This window comes from Flavobacterium tyrosinilyticum, from assembly GCF_023656565.1.
In the GTDB taxonomy this organism is placed as follows: domain Bacteria; phylum Bacteroidota; class Bacteroidia; order Flavobacteriales; family Flavobacteriaceae; genus Flavobacterium; species Flavobacterium tyrosinilyticum.
The window spans coordinates 905,443-921,280 of the sequence record NZ_JAMOKG010000001.1; the positions used below are offsets into that span (position 1 = coordinate 905,443).

Annotated in this window: 14 protein-coding genes; 8 read left to right on the top strand and 6 right to left on the bottom strand. The window is 33.7% G+C overall.

Annotated elements, in window-relative coordinates; genetic code table 11:
• Positions 1 to 6: 6 nt before the first annotated feature.
• From NCC77_RS03985 to NCC77_RS04000, 4 genes are all read right to left on the bottom strand, one after another.
• Entirely contained in the window at positions 7 to 1,074 is a 1,068-nt protein-coding gene (locus NCC77_RS03985) for an efflux RND transporter periplasmic adaptor subunit (RefSeq protein ID WP_250834450.1), read from the bottom strand.
• 12 nt (positions 1,075 to 1,086) lie between these two features.
• Positions 1,087 to 2,421 carry a TolC family protein gene (locus tag NCC77_RS03990; RefSeq protein ID WP_250834451.1) on the bottom strand — a complete coding sequence of 445 codons (1,335 nt, stop codon included), beginning with the start codon at positions 2,419 to 2,421 and terminating at the stop codon, positions 1,087 to 1,089.
• A 91-nt stretch (positions 2,422 to 2,512) separates the two neighbouring features.
• The gene (locus NCC77_RS03995) at positions 2,513 to 3,112 is read right to left on the bottom strand and encodes a TetR/AcrR family transcriptional regulator (RefSeq protein WP_250834452.1); all 600 of its coding nucleotides are present in this window, start codon (positions 3,110 to 3,112) and stop codon (positions 2,513 to 2,515) included.
• 108 nt (positions 3,113 to 3,220) lie between these two features.
• Positions 3,221 to 3,742, bottom strand: coding sequence for a YceI family protein (locus NCC77_RS04000; RefSeq protein WP_250834453.1), 522 nt, complete (start codon positions 3,740 to 3,742; stop codon positions 3,221 to 3,223).
• A gap of 266 nt (positions 3,743 to 4,008) precedes the next feature.
• Between NCC77_RS04000 and NCC77_RS04005 the strand changes: the two genes are divergently transcribed.
• Positions 4,009 to 4,983, top strand: coding sequence for a polyprenyl synthetase family protein (locus NCC77_RS04005; protein WP_250834454.1), 975 nt, complete (start codon positions 4,009 to 4,011; stop codon positions 4,981 to 4,983).
• A 67-nt stretch (positions 4,984 to 5,050) separates the two neighbouring features.
• Positions 5,051 to 5,404 carry a hypothetical protein gene (locus tag NCC77_RS04010; RefSeq protein ID WP_250834455.1) on the top strand — a complete coding sequence of 118 codons (354 nt, stop codon included), beginning with the start codon at positions 5,051 to 5,053 and terminating at the stop codon, positions 5,402 to 5,404.
• Between the two features lie 65 nt (positions 5,405 to 5,469).
• Here NCC77_RS04010 and NCC77_RS04015 read toward each other — a convergent pair whose 3' ends face one another.
• Together NCC77_RS04015 and NCC77_RS04020 are read right to left on the bottom strand one after the other, a co-directional pair.
• A complete protein-coding gene (locus NCC77_RS04015) occupies positions 5,470 to 5,853 on the bottom strand; it encodes a hypothetical protein (protein WP_250834456.1) in 384 nt (127 codons plus the stop codon).
• Between the two features lie 55 nt (positions 5,854 to 5,908).
• Entirely contained in the window at positions 5,909 to 6,463 is a 555-nt protein-coding gene (locus NCC77_RS04020) for a hypothetical protein (protein WP_250834457.1), read from the bottom strand.
• A 117-nt stretch (positions 6,464 to 6,580) separates the two neighbouring features.
• Between NCC77_RS04020 and NCC77_RS04025 the strand changes: the two genes are divergently transcribed.
• From NCC77_RS04025 to NCC77_RS04050, 6 genes are all read left to right on the top strand, one after another.
• Entirely contained in the window at positions 6,581 to 9,355 is a 2,775-nt protein-coding gene (locus NCC77_RS04025) for a 2-oxoglutarate dehydrogenase E1 component (protein WP_250834458.1), read from the top strand.
• A gap of 75 nt (positions 9,356 to 9,430) precedes the next feature.
• Positions 9,431 to 10,675, top strand: a complete 1,245-nt coding sequence (gene odhB / locus NCC77_RS04030; RefSeq protein WP_250834459.1) for a 2-oxoglutarate dehydrogenase complex dihydrolipoyllysine-residue succinyltransferase — start codon at positions 9,431 to 9,433, stop codon at positions 10,673 to 10,675.
• Between the two features lie 218 nt (positions 10,676 to 10,893).
• Positions 10,894 to 13,374, top strand: a complete 2,481-nt coding sequence (locus NCC77_RS04035; protein WP_250834460.1) for a TonB-dependent receptor — start codon at positions 10,894 to 10,896, stop codon at positions 13,372 to 13,374.
• 60 nt (positions 13,375 to 13,434) lie between these two features.
• Positions 13,435 to 13,767 (top strand): hypothetical protein, encoded by a 333-nt coding sequence (locus tag NCC77_RS04040; RefSeq protein WP_250834461.1) that lies wholly within the window; start codon positions 13,435 to 13,437, stop codon positions 13,765 to 13,767.
• A 13-nt stretch (positions 13,768 to 13,780) separates the two neighbouring features.
• Positions 13,781 to 14,080 carry a hypothetical protein gene (locus NCC77_RS04045; protein ID WP_250834462.1) on the top strand — a complete coding sequence of 100 codons (300 nt, stop codon included), beginning with the start codon at positions 13,781 to 13,783 and terminating at the stop codon, positions 14,078 to 14,080.
• Between the two features lie 5 nt (positions 14,081 to 14,085).
• Entirely contained in the window at positions 14,086 to 15,636 is a 1,551-nt protein-coding gene (locus tag NCC77_RS04050) for a PepSY-associated TM helix domain-containing protein (RefSeq protein ID WP_250834463.1), read from the top strand.
• Positions 15,637 to 15,838: the final 202 nt, after the last annotated feature.

Below are 15,838 nucleotides of genomic sequence, written 5' to 3' on the forward strand. Positions count from 1 at the left end.
GTATAATTATTTAATAATTTCTACTGTATTTCCGTCTTGTAAGTTGATCTGACCTGTAACAATTACTACTTCTCCGTCATTTAAACCATTAATGATTTCAACTTTATCTCCTAAAATTCTTCCAGCTACAACTTTTTTCAATTTAGCAACATTGTTTTCTACAACAAAGATTTCGTTGCTGCTCACACTTCCAACAAAAGCATTTCTAGGAACAACTTTCAAGTTTTGTTTTTGGTTTTTAGCACCAAAGTTTGCAGTTCCGTACATACCCGCTTTTAGGTCATTGTTTGCATTGTTTGTAATTTCAATTTCAACAGGGAAATTTAAAGATGCATCTGCTTTTGCAGCGATGAAAGTAATTTTTCCGCTAAAAGATTTATCAGGATAAACACTTGCTGTAATATCTACAGTCTGTCCTAATTTTAAACTAGCAACTTGCGTTTCGTTTACTGTAACAGTCAATTTTAATTTAGAAACATTTACAATATCAAATAAAGCAGTTGCAGGCATTCCAGCTAAAATAGAACCTGGTTCGATATATTTTTTATTGATGTATCCATTAATAGGAGCTTTTACTCTTGTGTCTCCAACATTAATTTTAGCTTGAGTATAGCTAGATTGTGCATTAGTCAAAGCCAATTTTGCTTGATCTAATTGTTGTTTTGTAACACCACCTGTTTTGAAAGCATTTTCATATCTAGCATAATCAGATTTTGCATTTTGATATGCTGCTTCTGCCGCTTGCGCATTTACATTGATAACATCGCCCCTTACTGTTAAAAGAGTTTGTCCTACTCTTACGTAGTCACCTTCTTTAACTAAAACACTAATTACTTTTCCAGATTTTTCAGCAGAAAAAGTCAATTCCTGAATCGGTGCAAAGTTTCCGTTTGCAGTAAACCCTAAGTTAACATCTTCTGTTTTTACTGTAGCTACTTTTACAGAAACGGCTGCATTTTTTTCTGCTACAATTGCAGTTTTCGCTTCGTTTTCTGTTTTGTTCTTATTTAGAATGTAGTTAATCCCGACAATAGCCACGACTATGATTACGATTGTTATAATTATTTTCTTCATTGTAATAATTTGTTATTTAGTAAGAGATTTTAGTTCGCCTTTCGATTTGATTAGAGATATTTCGGCAATTTTATAATTTAAAACTGCTCTTGTAAAGTTATTTTGAGCTTCAAGCGATGCATTTTGTGCGTCTAACAAATCGGTTAAAGATGCTAAACCTTGAAGGTAATTGTTTTTGGTATTTGATAAAATATCAAGTGCTAAACGCATATTTTCTCTTTGGTTTTCAATAGTTACAAGGTTATTATTGATCTGCGTCATTGCATTTCTATAATCTAAATCCAAAGAAAGTTTAGTGTCCTTAATATCTTCTTGAAGAGATCTGATTTCAACATCAGCTTGTCTTACTCTAGAACGAGTTCCAAAACCTGTAAAAATCGGCACTCTCAAATTTAATCCGATTCCAGAGAAATCTGACCAGTATACTCCAGATGATGGTTTTGCAAACCAAGGAAATTCTGGACCTTGACCTATATAGTTATATCCAGCTGTCAATGAAAGAGTAGGATAATATTCTGCCTGAATTGCCTTTTTATTAAATACTAAAAGCTCTTCTTGTTTCTTTAAAAGCAGGTATTCAGTTCTGTTTTCAACATTTGGCTCTTCAGTTAAAGACGTTGGAACCACTTCAAATTCTTCTTTAGGCATCACAAATTGAGATTCGATAGGCATACCCATGTAGAATTTCAATGCATTTTCCTGCAGCTCAATTTGATTTTTAACTTGCTGACGCTCTGTGTCAATGTTAGACATTTTTACAATAATACGGTCTAAATCTATTTTTTTAGCCAAACCATTATCAAATTGTCCTTGCACAATATCACGAACCTTTTGAGTATTTACATAATTACTGTCTAACAATATCAGTCTTTCACGCTGTACATAAACAGAATAGTAGTTATTTGCAACTCTTTCAATAACTTGTTCGTCTGTCAATTGACTATTAATCTGATAAAATTCACGTGTCGACTGTGCAGCTCTTAAACCTGTAAAAACAGCCTGATCAAATATTGCCTGAGTTAAAGAAACTCCAGCTGTAGATGTCCATTTTTGGCCAAAAGCAGCCTGAATTGCAGTTCCTGGCTGTCCAAACCCCGCACCATCAATAACTGTTGTTTGAATGATAGGATTATAGGTTAAGTTACCATTTGCAGTTATTTGCGGTAATGCTCTCGAGCGTATTTCTTGAATTTTATATTCGCTGTTTTCGACCTGAAGTTTTGCCTTCTTAGCATCGGCTTTATTTTCAAGTGCATATGTAACAGCCTCTTTCAAGGTTAAGGTTTTGACTTGTGCGCCAGCAGTTATGCCTAGTGTACACAAAACTATAAGAAAGATTCTTTTCATAAGTAGTTACTATTTATTTTAAAAATTTGAGATGGCATCGTCATTTCATCTTTTACAACTCTCCCAGAATAAATGACGACAATTTGGATAATTAATTATTTATTTTTTTTAATTGCTTTTCTAATTCCTCTACTCCTTTTTCGGTTGCCATTGCACGAGTATGGTACTCCAAGGCCTCCAACTCTATTCTTTGCGCTTCACTTTCAGAAACCGTATTTTCGTTTATATGAAAAACTAGAGTGTAATAAAACTTAACATATACCTCTACATTTAAATCACTTCTATAAAGGCCTTCACGAATTCCTTTTTCGATATTTTCTCTAAAAAGCTGCGTGCATTGATCAATTTCAAAAGACAAAATGTTCTGATAAATCTCTGGATAGTGTTTTTTTAATTGATAGATTGGCGAAGTATCAATGTTGTTTTTAAACATATCACGAAACATTTCTCTAATCTCAAAATTCTCATGAATAGCATTATATTTCTTCGCTATAATAGTATCCATGATTTCGTGTACTTGCCCATGAACCAATGATGTGCTTTCCTCAATCAAAACTTCTTTGTTGCAGAAATATTTGTAAATCGTTTTTTTAGAAATACACATTTCGCCTGCAATATCATCCATTGTAACACTCTTAAAACCAAGCTTTAAAAATAACTCACTTGCTTTTGCTATAATCTTCTCTTTCATTTTAAATTCTCGAATTGCCTTACAAATATACTTTGGAAACTAAAATCAAAAAAATAGTTTCCGATATTTTTGTAATAATTTTACATTAATTTATTATTTTAGTAAGATTTATATGCTAAATTCTAAATTTGCTATAAGTTTGATATCTTTTCCCAAAGCGGCACCAGAAGAATGATTAAAAGAGCTGAAATCTAAACCAAAGTCTTCTCGTTTGATATTTCCTTTAATTTCAAAAGCTACTTTCTTTTCTCCGTTATAAATATTTTCTCCCAAAAATTCAGCATCCAATTCAACTACTCTTGTAATATCTTTTATGGTTAAATCTCCTTTGAAGAAATTGATATTCTGATTTACTTTTTGAAATGAAGTCGATTTAAAGCTAATAATTGGATGCTCATCTTCTTCAAAAAAGTCTTGAAGCTGTAAATAAGCATCTATAGATTGGAAACTTTCATTTTTGTTATTGATATCCAAAGAGAATTCAACCGAAGCATCTTCAATCTCATTATCTTCTATGTTTACATAACCATCAAATTTATTTGTATTTCCACCCATATAAGCAGTTCTCGATCTTCTCATTTCTAATAAAACATCTGACTGACTAGAATCTAAGGTCCATTTTGTTTTCATAAATACTTGATTTAATTGAATTTATAAATCATTCAAACTCTTATGGAAACTTTTACAGTGTTCTTAGTTTCCATTATAGTGCTGCAAATATAGACAGGAAACTCTAAATACCAAAAAAGTTTCCAAGTTTTTTATAAAAAATTTTAACATCTTAGAAATGAGAATAATTAAGCCCCCTTTCCAATTCTTTAAGAAGCTTTTAATCATTTCAATAATTGAAATTCATATTTGAATTGTATCTTTGAGCCTCGAAATCAGAATTCATTATGCACGATATAAGTCAGTACCAAGATTTTTTCATCAATTATCTTCAAAGCCAAAACATACATAAAGAGCCTAAAAATCTTTACGAGCCTATAGAATATATTTTAGGACTTGGCGGAAAACGCATCCGTCCTGTTTTAACTTTAATGGCCGCAGAGGTTTTTGACACTGATTATTCGATTGCACTTCCGGCAGCAATGGCGGTTGAAGTTTTTCATAACTTTTCGCTGGTTCATGATGACATTATGGACGACGCGCCTTTGAGAAGAGGACAAGTTACGGTGCATGAAAAATGGGATTTAAACACTGGGATTCTTTCTGGAGATGCCATGCTTATTTTGGCTTATCAATATTTTGAACAATATGAACCAACTGTTTTTAGAAATCTAGCCAAATTATTCAGCAAAACAGCGCTTGAAGTTTGCGAAGGACAGCAGTGGGATGTAGATTTTGAAACTCGTAAAGATGTTACAATTCCGCAATACCTTAAAATGATTGAATACAAAACAGCTGTTTTGGTTGCGGCTGCCATGAAAATGGGCGCAATTGTATCTAAAACTTCTGAAAAAGAAGCCGATTTAATTTATGATTTCGGATTGAATTTAGGATTGGCTTTCCAGCTTCAAGATGATTATTTAGATGCTTTTGGAGATCCTGAAACTTTTGGAAAACAAGTTGGAGGAGATATTATAGAAAATAAAAAAACGTATTTATATCTAAAAGCCTTAGAATTTTCTTCTGACGAAAAAGCTTCAGAATTAGAACAATTATTTACGCTTCAGCTAGAAGATAACGTAGAAAAAATAGAAACTGCCAAAGCAATTTTTAACGAATCTGGAGCATCAAAAGCAACACAGGAAGCAATTGAAATGTATACTTTTAAAGCTTTTGAAACATTGGAAAAAATGGAAATCAGCGATGAAAAGAAAAACGTTTTGAGGACTTTCGGAGAAAACTTAATGGGGCGTAAAGTTTAGTGTTCAGTTTTCAGTAATTAGTATTCAGAAAAAAATCTACAATCAGCAATCTAAAATCTAAAATCACATGTTTGTAGCACCAGTAAATACCGAATCATTATTAGAGCAAGCGCAGGCAGAGACTTTATATTTAAACCTTATTGAGCAGATTAATAAAGACTTCAATCTGGCCAATGAAGGAATCGATTTTCCGTTAAGCATTTCGCCAGACGAATTAAAGATTCAGCTTCACGAAAAAGTCTACCGAATGATTCAGTACAAATTTGCTGAATACTTAAATCTACTCTACATCATTGATGTTCCTGAAAACGAAATCAAACAACTCGACGGTTCTGATTTAGTTATTCTTGCCGAACAAGTTGCTTTTTTGATTTTAAAAAGAGAATGGCAGAAGGTATGGTTTCGAAATTATTATAAATAAGGTTATGAGGTTCTGAGGTTCTGAGATAATAAGATTCTAAGGTTTTTGAATACTTAAACCTCATCTCATACATACAACTTTTCATCTTCTTTCACAGCTATCTCTTCATTTTTATCTAATGGAATATATTTATCATCTTCCAAAATAAAAACCTGTTCTTTATTTAAAATTTTATTCAGTTGTTTAGTCAATTCTTGCAGCTCCTCATTTAGATTATTTCCTCGTGAAGCTCCAATGTGAAAATGCCAATCAGATTCTTTATTATGATTTTCAAAACCAATGGTTATTTCTAAATCGTAAGTCGCTATCCACAAAAATCTGCTCCCTTTGATACTTTTAATAAAACAATCAAAAGTTTGATCTTCTTTAAAATCAATACTTTCTAAAAATTCGGGATGATTTTGTTTTAAATATTTTAAAGTTATATCAGAATATAAAGCTTGGTTCATTTTAAAGATTTTGCAAATAAAACTTAGAATCTTAGCGACTCAGAACCTTAGCAACTTAAAAATACACCCTCACAAAAGGCATAAATCCAGAGCCGTAAAGACTTTTATTAGGATCATATAAAACATCGTAACGAGCTCCAATTGTCACGTTTCCTGTTCTATAACCTGCTCCTAGATATAATGCGGTATTCCAATAAGAATCGGAAAAACCGGGATGATAATAATTTTCATCGTAGTCGGTATCGACCTTAACTTGTTCCAATTCTGCAGATAATTGAAGTTGCGGAATCGGGTTTACAAGCGTTATAAAACTTCCGCCGTAAACAAATGATTCGTAATAATTCTTTTGATATAAATAGCCAAACTGCAATCCAACTCCAACGGCAACAATTTCGTTGATATTGTAAATGGCGCTTGGCATTACAGAGACATTAGTGTATCCTGAGCCAAACCCAAGACCTAAACCAGCCCCAAATTGAACTTTTTCCCAAAAATGGTTACTGCTGTTGTCAATGACATATTTTTGTTGTGCAATACTATAACTTGAAAATAAGACGGCCAAAATCACAAAAAAATATTTGCAATCGATTGAAAATTGAATTTTATTCATAGTTAACGTTTATTTTAACAAATTTTTACGTAAAAGTACGTAAAAAAAAGATTTAAATAAATGTGATTGTTGTACTTTTGCCTTTCTATATAACAAAAAAGTATATTCACTCATATTATGGATAGGTTTTCATTTTTAAACGCAGCGCATACCGAGTTTTTTGCACAATTATACGATCAATATTTAGTTAACCCAGACAGCGTTGAGCCTAGCTGGAGAAGTTTTTTTCAAGGTTTTGACTTTGGACAAACAACTTATAACGACGAAAATCCAGTGCAAACGATCGTTGAGTACGTGACTAGCGACAACGCAGACTGTAGTTTGGTTTCAGAAAAACTGCAAAAAGAATTCAATGTACTAAAATTAATTGACGGATACCGTACGCGTGGGCATTTATTCACGAAAACAAATCCTGTTCGTGACCGTAGAACTTCATCTCCAACTTTGGATATTGAAAACTTCGGATTAACAACAGCCGATCTTTCAACTATTTTTGATGCTGCTCAAACGATCGGCATGGTGCCTTCTTCTTTACAAGATATCGTAAATCGTCTTAAAGCTATTTACTGCCAGCATATCGGTATTGAATATATGTATATTAGAAATCCTGGCGTTGTAAAATGGATTCAGGACAAATTGGCTGTAAATGTTAATCAGCCAAATTTCTCTATAGAAGAAAAGAAAACAATCTTAAATAAATTAAACGAAGCTGTTTCTTTTGAAAACTTCCTTCATACTAAATATGTTGGACAAAAACGTTTCTCATTAGAAGGTGGAGAATCTATCATCCCAGCTTTAGATGCTTTGATCGAGCAAGCTGCCGAAAAAGGTGTTGAACAATTCGTAATGGGAATGGCTCACCGTGGTCGTTTGAACGTTTTGGCAAACATCTTCGGAAAATCTACTCAAGATATCTTTGGTGAGTTTGACGGTAAAGATTACGATCAAGAATATTTTGACGGTGACGTAAAATACCACTTAGGTCTTACTGCCGACAAAAAAACAAGATCAGGAAAAAGCATCAACATCAATTTAGCGCCAAACCCTTCTCACCTAGAAACTGTTGGAGCTGTAATTGAAGGTATCACAAGAGCTAAACAAGATAAATACTATGCTGACGATTTCTCTAAAGTATTGCCAATCGCAGTACACGGAGATGCTGCAATTGCAGGTCAAGGTATTTTATATGAAATCATTCAAATGGCTCAACTTGATGGTTACAAAACTGGAGGAACAATCCACATTGTAATCAACAACCAAGTTGGATTTACAACAAACTACTTAGACGCTCGTTCTTCTACTTATTGTACAGACGTTGCCAAAGTGACTCTTTCTCCAGTATTACACGTAAATGCTGATGATGCAGAGGCTGTTGTACACGCTGTATCTTTTGCATTAGACTACAGAATGCAATTTGGACGTGACGTATTTATTGACTTATTAGGATATAGAAAATACGGACATAATGAAGGTGACGAACCTCGTTTCACACAACCTGTTTTATATAAAATCATTGCTAAACATAAAAACCCAAGAGACATCTACGCAGATAAATTACTTTCTGACGGTGTAATCGATGCATCTTATGTTAATGCTTTAGAAAAACAATACAAATCTGCTTTAGAAGAAAACTTAGAAGCTTCACGTAAAAAAGATTTGACAATCATTACTCCATTCATGAAAAACGAATGGGACGGATTTGTTCAAGTAACAGATACTCAAATGCTTCAAAAAGTTGACACTACTTTTGCTAAAGAAGGATTAGATTCTATCATTAAGACAATCTCAACTTTACCAGAAGACAAAAAGTTTATCAACAAAATAAGTAAAATTGTTACAGACAGAAAAGCTGGTTACGATAACAATACCATCGATTGGGGAACTGCAGAAGCACTAGCTTACGGTTCGCTTTTAACAGAAGGATTTGACGTTCGTATTTCTGGTCAAGATGTTGAACGTGGTACATTCTCTCACCGTCATGCTGTTGTAAAAGTAGAAGATTCTGAAGAAGAGGTAATCTTATTAAACGCTATTGAAAACAAAAAAGGAAACTTTGGTGTATTCAATTCACTTTTATCAGAATATGGTGTTTTAGGTTTTGATTATGGATATGCATTAGCAAACCCGAAAGCCTTAACAATCTGGGAAGCACAATTTGGAGATTTCTCTAACGGTGCTCAAATCATGATTGACCAATACATTTCTTGTGGTGAAGACAAATGGAACAACCAAAACGGTATTGTTTTATTATTGCCTCACGGATATGAAGGACAAGGTGCAGAACACTCTTCTGCAAGAATGGAGCGTTACTTACAGCTTTGCGCAAGACACAACATGTATGTTGCCGATTGTACAACGCCAGCTAACTTCTTCCACTTGTTAAGAAGACAAATGAAAACGAATTTCCGTAAACCATTGGTAGTTTTCTCTCCAAAAAGTTTATTGCGTGATCCAAGATGTGTATCTACAGTTGAAGAAATTGCAAACGGAAGTTTCCAAGAAACAATTGATGACAATACAGTAGACAAAAAAGGTGTAAAAACTTTAGTTTTTGTTACAGGTAAATTCTACTATGATATCGTAGCAGAAAGAGAAAACAACGGAAGGAATGATGTTGCAGTGGTTCGTATCGAACAATTATTCCCTTTCCCTGTAGATCAAATCAAAGAAATTATTGCACAATATCCAAATGCTGACGATTATGTTTGGGCGCAAGAAGAGCCTAAAAACATGGGAGCTTACAGCTTTATGTTAATGAACTTTGATCTTGTAAAATGGAGATTGGCTTCATTAAAAGCATATTCTGCTCCAGCATCTGGAAGTTACACACGTGCAAAACGTCGTCATGCAGATGCAATTAGAATGGTATTCGATAAAAATTTATTCAGATAATAAAAAAATGTTTCAAGTTTCAGCCCCGATAACTATCAGGAATGAAGCCATAAAAACCTTAAACAAAGAAATAAGATGATTTTAGAAATGAAAGTCCCATCACCAGGGGAATCAATAAAAGAAGTTGAAATTGCAACTTGGTTAGTAAAAGACGGAGATTATGTAGAAAAAGATCAGGCGATTGCTGAAGTTGATTCAGATAAAGCTACTCTTGAATTACCTGCTGAAATGAGCGGTGTAATTACACTAAAAGCTGAAGAAGGTGATACAGTAGCTGTAGGTGCTGTAGTTTGTTTAATTGATACAGATGCTGCTAAACCAGCAGGTGGTGCAGCTCCAGCGGCGGAAGCTCCTAAAGCTGAGGCACCAAAAGCGGAAGCTCCAAAGGCAGAAGCACCAAAAGCTGAGGCTCCGAAAGCGGCTCCGGCAGCAACAAGTTATGCAGCTGGAACTCCATCTCCTGCAGCGAGAAAAATATTAGACGAAAAAAATATTGCTCCAGCAACAGTTTCTGGAACTGGTAAAGGCGGAAGAATTACTAAAGATGATGCTGTAAATGCAGTACCATCTATGGGAACTCCAACAGGAGGAAGCCGTGGAACTGAGCGTACAAAATTATCTATGTTACGTCGTAAAGTAGCAGAAAGATTAGTTTCAGCTAAAAATGAAACTGCTATGCTTACTACTTTCAACGAAGTAAACATGACACCAATCAACCAAATTCGTAACGAATACAAAGATGCTTTCAAAGCTAAACATGGTGGTCTTGGTTTAGGTTTTATGTCATTCTTTACAAAAGCAGTTACAAGAGCTTTAGAATTATATCCAGATGTTAACTCAATGATGGATGGTGATTACAAAATCGCTTATGATTTTGCTGACATCTCAATCGCAGTTTCTGGACCAAAAGGATTAATGGTTCCTGTTGTTCGTAATGCTGAATTATTGACTTTCCGTGGAATTGAAGCTGAAATCAAAAGATTAGCTTTAAGAGCTCGTGACGGTCAAATTACAGTTGACGATATGACTGGAGGAACTTTTACAATTACTAATGGTGGAGTTTTTGGAAGTATGTTATCTACTCCAATCATCAACCCTCCACAATCAGGAATCTTAGGAATGCACAACATCATCGAGCGTCCGATTGCTGTAAACGGAAAAGTTGAAATTCACCCAATGATGTACGTTGCTCTTTCTTACGATCACAGAATCATCGACGGACGTGAGTCTGTTGGTTTCTTAGTTGCTGTAAAAGAGGCTTTAGAAAACCCAGTAGAATTATTGATGAATGGCGACGCTAAACGTGCTTTAGAGCTGTAATTTTTAAAGTAATTTTTGACAATAATAAAAACCTGTTCATTAATTTGAGCAGGTTTTTTTGCTTAAAATTGGCTTAATTTTAGCTTAAGATGTTAATTTTTTAAAAAAATGTAAATTTTACCCTTTAAAAAATATTTAATTTAGAATAAATAAGAATAACTTGTTTAGTTGCAGTCCAACAATTAAATTTGCACTATCAAAATTAATTCTAAATAAAAATGAAATTAAAATTTACAGTTTCTTTTTTGAGTTTTTGTTTTGCTTTAATGACCAGCGTATCTGCTTTGGCTCAGGAAAAAGCAACTATTAAAGGTCAAATTAGCTTAACAAATAATCAAGCTGCAGATAATGTATCTGTCACATTGAAAGGAACAAAAATAGGAACTAACACAGACGCCAACGGTTTCTATGAAATTAAAAATATTAAACCAGGCAACTATGTGATAAAAGTTTCTGGAATTGGTTATTCTTCTAAAGAAAAAAGCGTTAGCCTTAATGGTGGCGATTCAATTATTGAGGATTTTAGAATTAGTGAAAACTCTCAAGAATTAAATGAAATTGTTGTAAACGGAAACAGAAAAAATCCGCTAGCTCGCAAAGAAACACAACAAGTATCAAGATTACCTCTTAAAAATCTTGAAAACCCACAAGTTTATACTACAATTACTGCTGAGTTATTAAAAGAACAAGTAGTTACCAATCTTGATGATGCGCTTAAAAATGCTCCAGGATTAACACCTCTTTGGGCTTCTACAGGTCGTGGAGGTGATGGTGCAGGTTACTTCTCTTTAAGAGGATTTGCTGTACAGCCAACAATGACTAATGGATTACCAGGATTAACAAACGGAGGTTTAGATCCTGCTAACATAGATAAAATTGAAGTAATTAAAGGTCCTTCTGGTACTTTATTCGGAAGCAGTTTAATCTCTTACGGAGGTTTAATTAACTTAACTACAAAAAAACCTTATGATCGTTTTGGAGGAGAAGTTAGCTACACTGCTGGAAGCAACGGTTTAAACAGAGTAACGGCAGATGTTAATACTCCTGTGGACGAGGAACACAGAATTAATTTCCGCGTAAATACTGCTTATCATACAGAAAACAGTTTCCAAGATGCTGGATTTAAAAAATCGTTCTTTTTTGCTCCATCATTATCTTACCAAGTAAATGACAAACTTTCGTTTTTCATTAATACAGAATTCATGAACAACAAACAGACAAACGCTACTATGTTATTTTTAGATAGAGCAGCTCCGTTGAGAGTTCACAATATGGATGAATTAGGTTATGATAACAAACGTTCTTACACTAGTAATGAATTGGCAATCGAAACTCCTTCATACAATTTACAAGGTCAAATGATGTACAAATTCAATGACCAATGGACTTCACAAACTGTAGTTTCAAGAGGTTCTTCTTCATCTAATGGATACTATAGCTATTTATACGAAGGAACACAATACGCTCCAGCTGAAATAAGCGAAGGAATTGTTTTAGGACGTTCTATGAATTATCAAAATTCAACAACTCTAACAACAGATATTCAACAAAACTTTATTGGAGACTTTAAAATAGGAAGTCTAAGAAACCGTCTTGTTGTTGGTTTAGACTACTTCAACAGAGGCATGGTTGACAATAGCTCTAATTACGTAAGAAATGGTAATATCTATATTGGTAATCTAGATGTTGCCACTGTGAATCAATATCTTTATAACATCACAGATCCTACTAAATACATCACTAATGGAGATAATGGAAACTTAACTAAAGCTGGAACTGATGCTCTTATTGCAAGTGCGGGAATTAGCATGAACAAAACAAAACAAGAAGTTTACAGCGCCTATTTCTCAGATGTAATCAATTTTACACCTGCTTTATCAGCAATGGCAAGTTTACGTGTTGACCGTTTTGTAACTGCTGGTGATGTATCAACAAATGCTGATGATTTTAATCAAACTGCATTTTCTCCTAAATTTGGTATCGTTTATCAGCCAATTATAGATAAAGTTTCGCTTTTTGCAAACTATATGGATGGTTTTGCTAATTCTGCTCCAGTAACAGAAATTTTAGGTGACGGAACTACTCGCCCAAGAACTTTCAAACCAGAACACGCTAACCAATTTGAAATTGGTACAAAATTAAACGTGTTTAAAGATAAACTTTACGCGACATTTAGCTACTATGACATTCAGGTAAAAGACCAAGTTTATGTAGTTTATACAGCTACATCTCAAACACCTTATCAAGATGGAGCACAAAGAAATAAAGGTTTTGAAGCAGAATTTGTTGCAAATCCTATTGATGGTTTAAACATCGTAGCGGGTTACAGCTATGTTGATGCTGTCTTAAACGCTGGAGATCCTTCTTTTGTAGGACGTAGACCAGAAAGTTCAGGACCAAGAAACTTAGCAAATCTTTGGGCAAGTTATAAATTCCCTGAAGGAGATTTAAAAGGTTTTGGTTTAGGATTTGGAGGAAACTACGCCGACAAAAACTTAATCATGAACAGAAACGGTGTTGGTCAATTTACAATCCCTTCTTATACTGTTTTAAATTCTTCTATTTTCTACGGAACAGAAAAATATACATTGACATTAAAATTAGACAATCTTGCTAATGTTGATACATATGATGGTTGGTCAACAATTCATCCAAGAAACATGAGAACTGTAGCAGCGAACTTCTCATACAGATTCTAATAAAAAACAGCAAAAACACCTTTCTCATAAAAGAAAGGTGTTTTTTAAATTTTAAAGATTATGATTACAACTGCCAGCGTTATCGTTTTTTTAGCTTTTTACACTCTTTATTATACTTCAAAAAGAGCTGTATTGTCTTATGATTTGGGTTTTGAAAAATGGATGCAGAAAAATCCAAAGCAAACTAAAATCATTGGCTTAATGCTTTTGTTATCTGCTTACATGATGTGGCTTTTTACACAATCATTAGGCTGTGGCACTTTGATGTTTTTTATTCAGCTCATGACAGTTGGAAGTTTAATCATTATCCTTACACCATTAAAAAAAATAAACAGTAAGTTACTTTTGGCATTACTGGTTTTTATTGCACTAACAGAATTCTACTACCAGTAATCATTATCAAATTATGCCAGCAAATTCAAAATATCTAAATCCCTCTTTTTGGCCACGCTTTTCCAAAATTACTGCTGCAATTTTAGGAGGATACTTTGTTTCTGTTACTTTTCATTTGGCTTTAGCTTCTTGGTTTAACCGTGCCAATGTATTAATCACAATGGCTTTTAGCGGTTTTATTCTATGGGTCGCTTTAATGATCATCGCATTTTTAGCCAAAAGTGGTTGGAAAGTATGGGGAGTTTACATCTTGCTTTCTTTACTTTTTTGTCTTTTTATCTATTGGGGTCAAACCTATAATACGGCACAATAATATTTATGAATAACCGTCATTACAATATCTATTTTCACACGCATACTGTCAGCGGAATCGTTATCAGTGTAGTTCTTTTTGTAATTTTCTTCGCTGGATCTTTTTCTTTTTTTAGAGATGAAATCATCAATTGGGAAAGAAGTGAATCTACAGCAATCACAAGAGAAATTCAATTAGATTACAATAACGCACTGCAGCATCTGGACAAAAAATATGTTTTGCACGGAAGAAATATCACTATTTCTAAACCTTCAGTAGAAAATCGAGTTGCGGTTTATATGGAAGGAACCAAAGACACTTTGGCTCCAAAAAAACAGCAAGCAGGAGAGTTTTTTTATTTAGACAACAAAAATTACAAAAGCTATACTTATGAAGAATCGTATTCATTAGGGGAGCTTTTATACCGTCTGCACTTTCTGGCACAAATTCCATATCCTGTAGGATACTATTTATCTGGATTTACAGCTTTGTTTTTTTTATTCGCAATCATAACAGGCGTTTTGTTGCATTGGAATAAAATTGTTTCTAATTTTTACATGTTCCGTCCGAAAGAAAAATTAAAAACACTTTGGACAGATGCTCATACAGCTTTAGGAATGATTGGTTTGCCATTTCAATTTGTATATGCAGTTACAGGTGCATTTTTTATGATTAAACTTTTAATTGTAGCACCAGCCGTAATGGCTTTATACAAAGGAGACCAAGATAAACTATACAAGGAACTGGAATATACAGATCCCGATTATAAATTTGAAAATAAAAAACTGGCTAATCCATTTAATATTAATGAGCTGGTTGCCAAAACCAAAAAGAATTGGGCCGATTTTGAAATTACCCGTGTTTTTATCCAAAATTATGGAGATGCTAATATGCATGTTTTGGTAGAAGGCGAACTTTTAAGCCATAAAAAGTTTACTGGAATTGGAAAAGTAGTTTATAGAGTTGCCGACGGAAAAGAAATTGCAAAAAAAGACCCAATTGCACAAACCAGTTATTTGGATGTTGTAAAAAATGTTTTGTATAGAATACATTTTGGCGATTATGGCGGATATGCTTTAAAAATTGTAAGTTTCCTTTTAGGAATTATAACCTGTTTTGTCATTATTTCTGGAGTTATGATTTGGCTTGTTGCCCGACAAAAAAACAATATGCCAGAAAAGAAAAGACGTTTCAATAATGCTGTTGTTCGCATTTATTTGGCCATCTGCTTGAGCATGTATCCAATTACAGCACTGGCTTTTATAGGAAGTAAAATTTTCTATCCGTTAAGTCAGTCCAATTTGTACGCACTTTATTTTGGAGGCTGGCTATTGCTGACTATTTTCTTTATTATTAAAAAGAATGATGCTTTTACCAACAAATTCTGTCTGATTTCAGGAAGTATTTTAGGATTCTTAATTCCAATTACCAACGGAATCGTTTCTGGAAATTGGTTCTGGACTTCATTTATGGAAAACAAATTTCAGATTTTCTTTATTGACGTTTTCTGGATTTTCCTAGCTGGAATTTCATTATACACCGCTTATAATTTAAAGCCTAAAAAAGCAGTTTCTTAAATGATTTTTGCCACAAAGGCGCGAAGACACAAAGTTTTTTAATCTCGCAAAACGCCAAATCGCAAAGACTTTTTCTAATATTCTCTACGACTTCGCGACTTTGCGAGATTTTTCTTTTACCAACACTTTACCCTTACAAACAAAATACTTTCGAAATATTTGCCCTATATAGATTTTGAGTATACTTTTACGCTTTTAATCA

Coding starts and splice junctions, on each gene's coding strand:
- NCC77_RS04010 (WP_250834455.1), top strand. CDS start 5,051: ATGTTTGTAGCACCAGTAAATACCGAATCATTATTAGAGCAAGCGCAG.
- NCC77_RS03990 (WP_250834451.1), bottom strand. CDS start 2,421: ATGAAAAGAATCTTTCTTATAGTTTTGTGTACACTAGGCATAACTGCT.
- NCC77_RS04005 (WP_250834454.1), top strand. CDS start 4,009: ATGCACGATATAAGTCAGTACCAAGATTTTTTCATCAATTATCTTCAA.
- NCC77_RS04040 (WP_250834461.1), top strand. CDS start 13,435: ATGATTACAACTGCCAGCGTTATCGTTTTTTTAGCTTTTTACACTCTT.
- NCC77_RS04015 (WP_250834456.1), bottom strand. CDS start 5,853: ATGAACCAAGCTTTATATTCTGATATAACTTTAAAATATTTAAAACAA.
- odhB (WP_250834459.1), top strand. CDS start 9,431: ATGATTTTAGAAATGAAAGTCCCATCACCAGGGGAATCAATAAAAGAA.
- NCC77_RS04025 (WP_250834458.1), top strand. CDS start 6,581: ATGGATAGGTTTTCATTTTTAAACGCAGCGCATACCGAGTTTTTTGCA.
- NCC77_RS04045 (WP_250834462.1), top strand. CDS start 13,781: ATGCCAGCAAATTCAAAATATCTAAATCCCTCTTTTTGGCCACGCTTT.
- NCC77_RS03985 (WP_250834450.1), bottom strand. CDS start 1,074: ATGAAGAAAATAATTATAACAATCGTAATCATAGTCGTGGCTATTGTC.
- NCC77_RS04000 (WP_250834453.1), bottom strand. CDS start 3,742: ATGAAAACAAAATGGACCTTAGATTCTAGTCAGTCAGATGTTTTATTA.
- NCC77_RS04020 (WP_250834457.1), bottom strand. CDS start 6,463: ATGAATAAAATTCAATTTTCAATCGATTGCAAATATTTTTTTGTGATT.
- NCC77_RS03995 (WP_250834452.1), bottom strand. CDS start 3,112: ATGAAAGAGAAGATTATAGCAAAAGCAAGTGAGTTATTTTTAAAGCTT.
- NCC77_RS04035 (WP_250834460.1), top strand. CDS start 10,894: ATGAAATTAAAATTTACAGTTTCTTTTTTGAGTTTTTGTTTTGCTTTA.
- NCC77_RS04050 (WP_250834463.1), top strand. CDS start 14,086: ATGAATAACCGTCATTACAATATCTATTTTCACACGCATACTGTCAGC.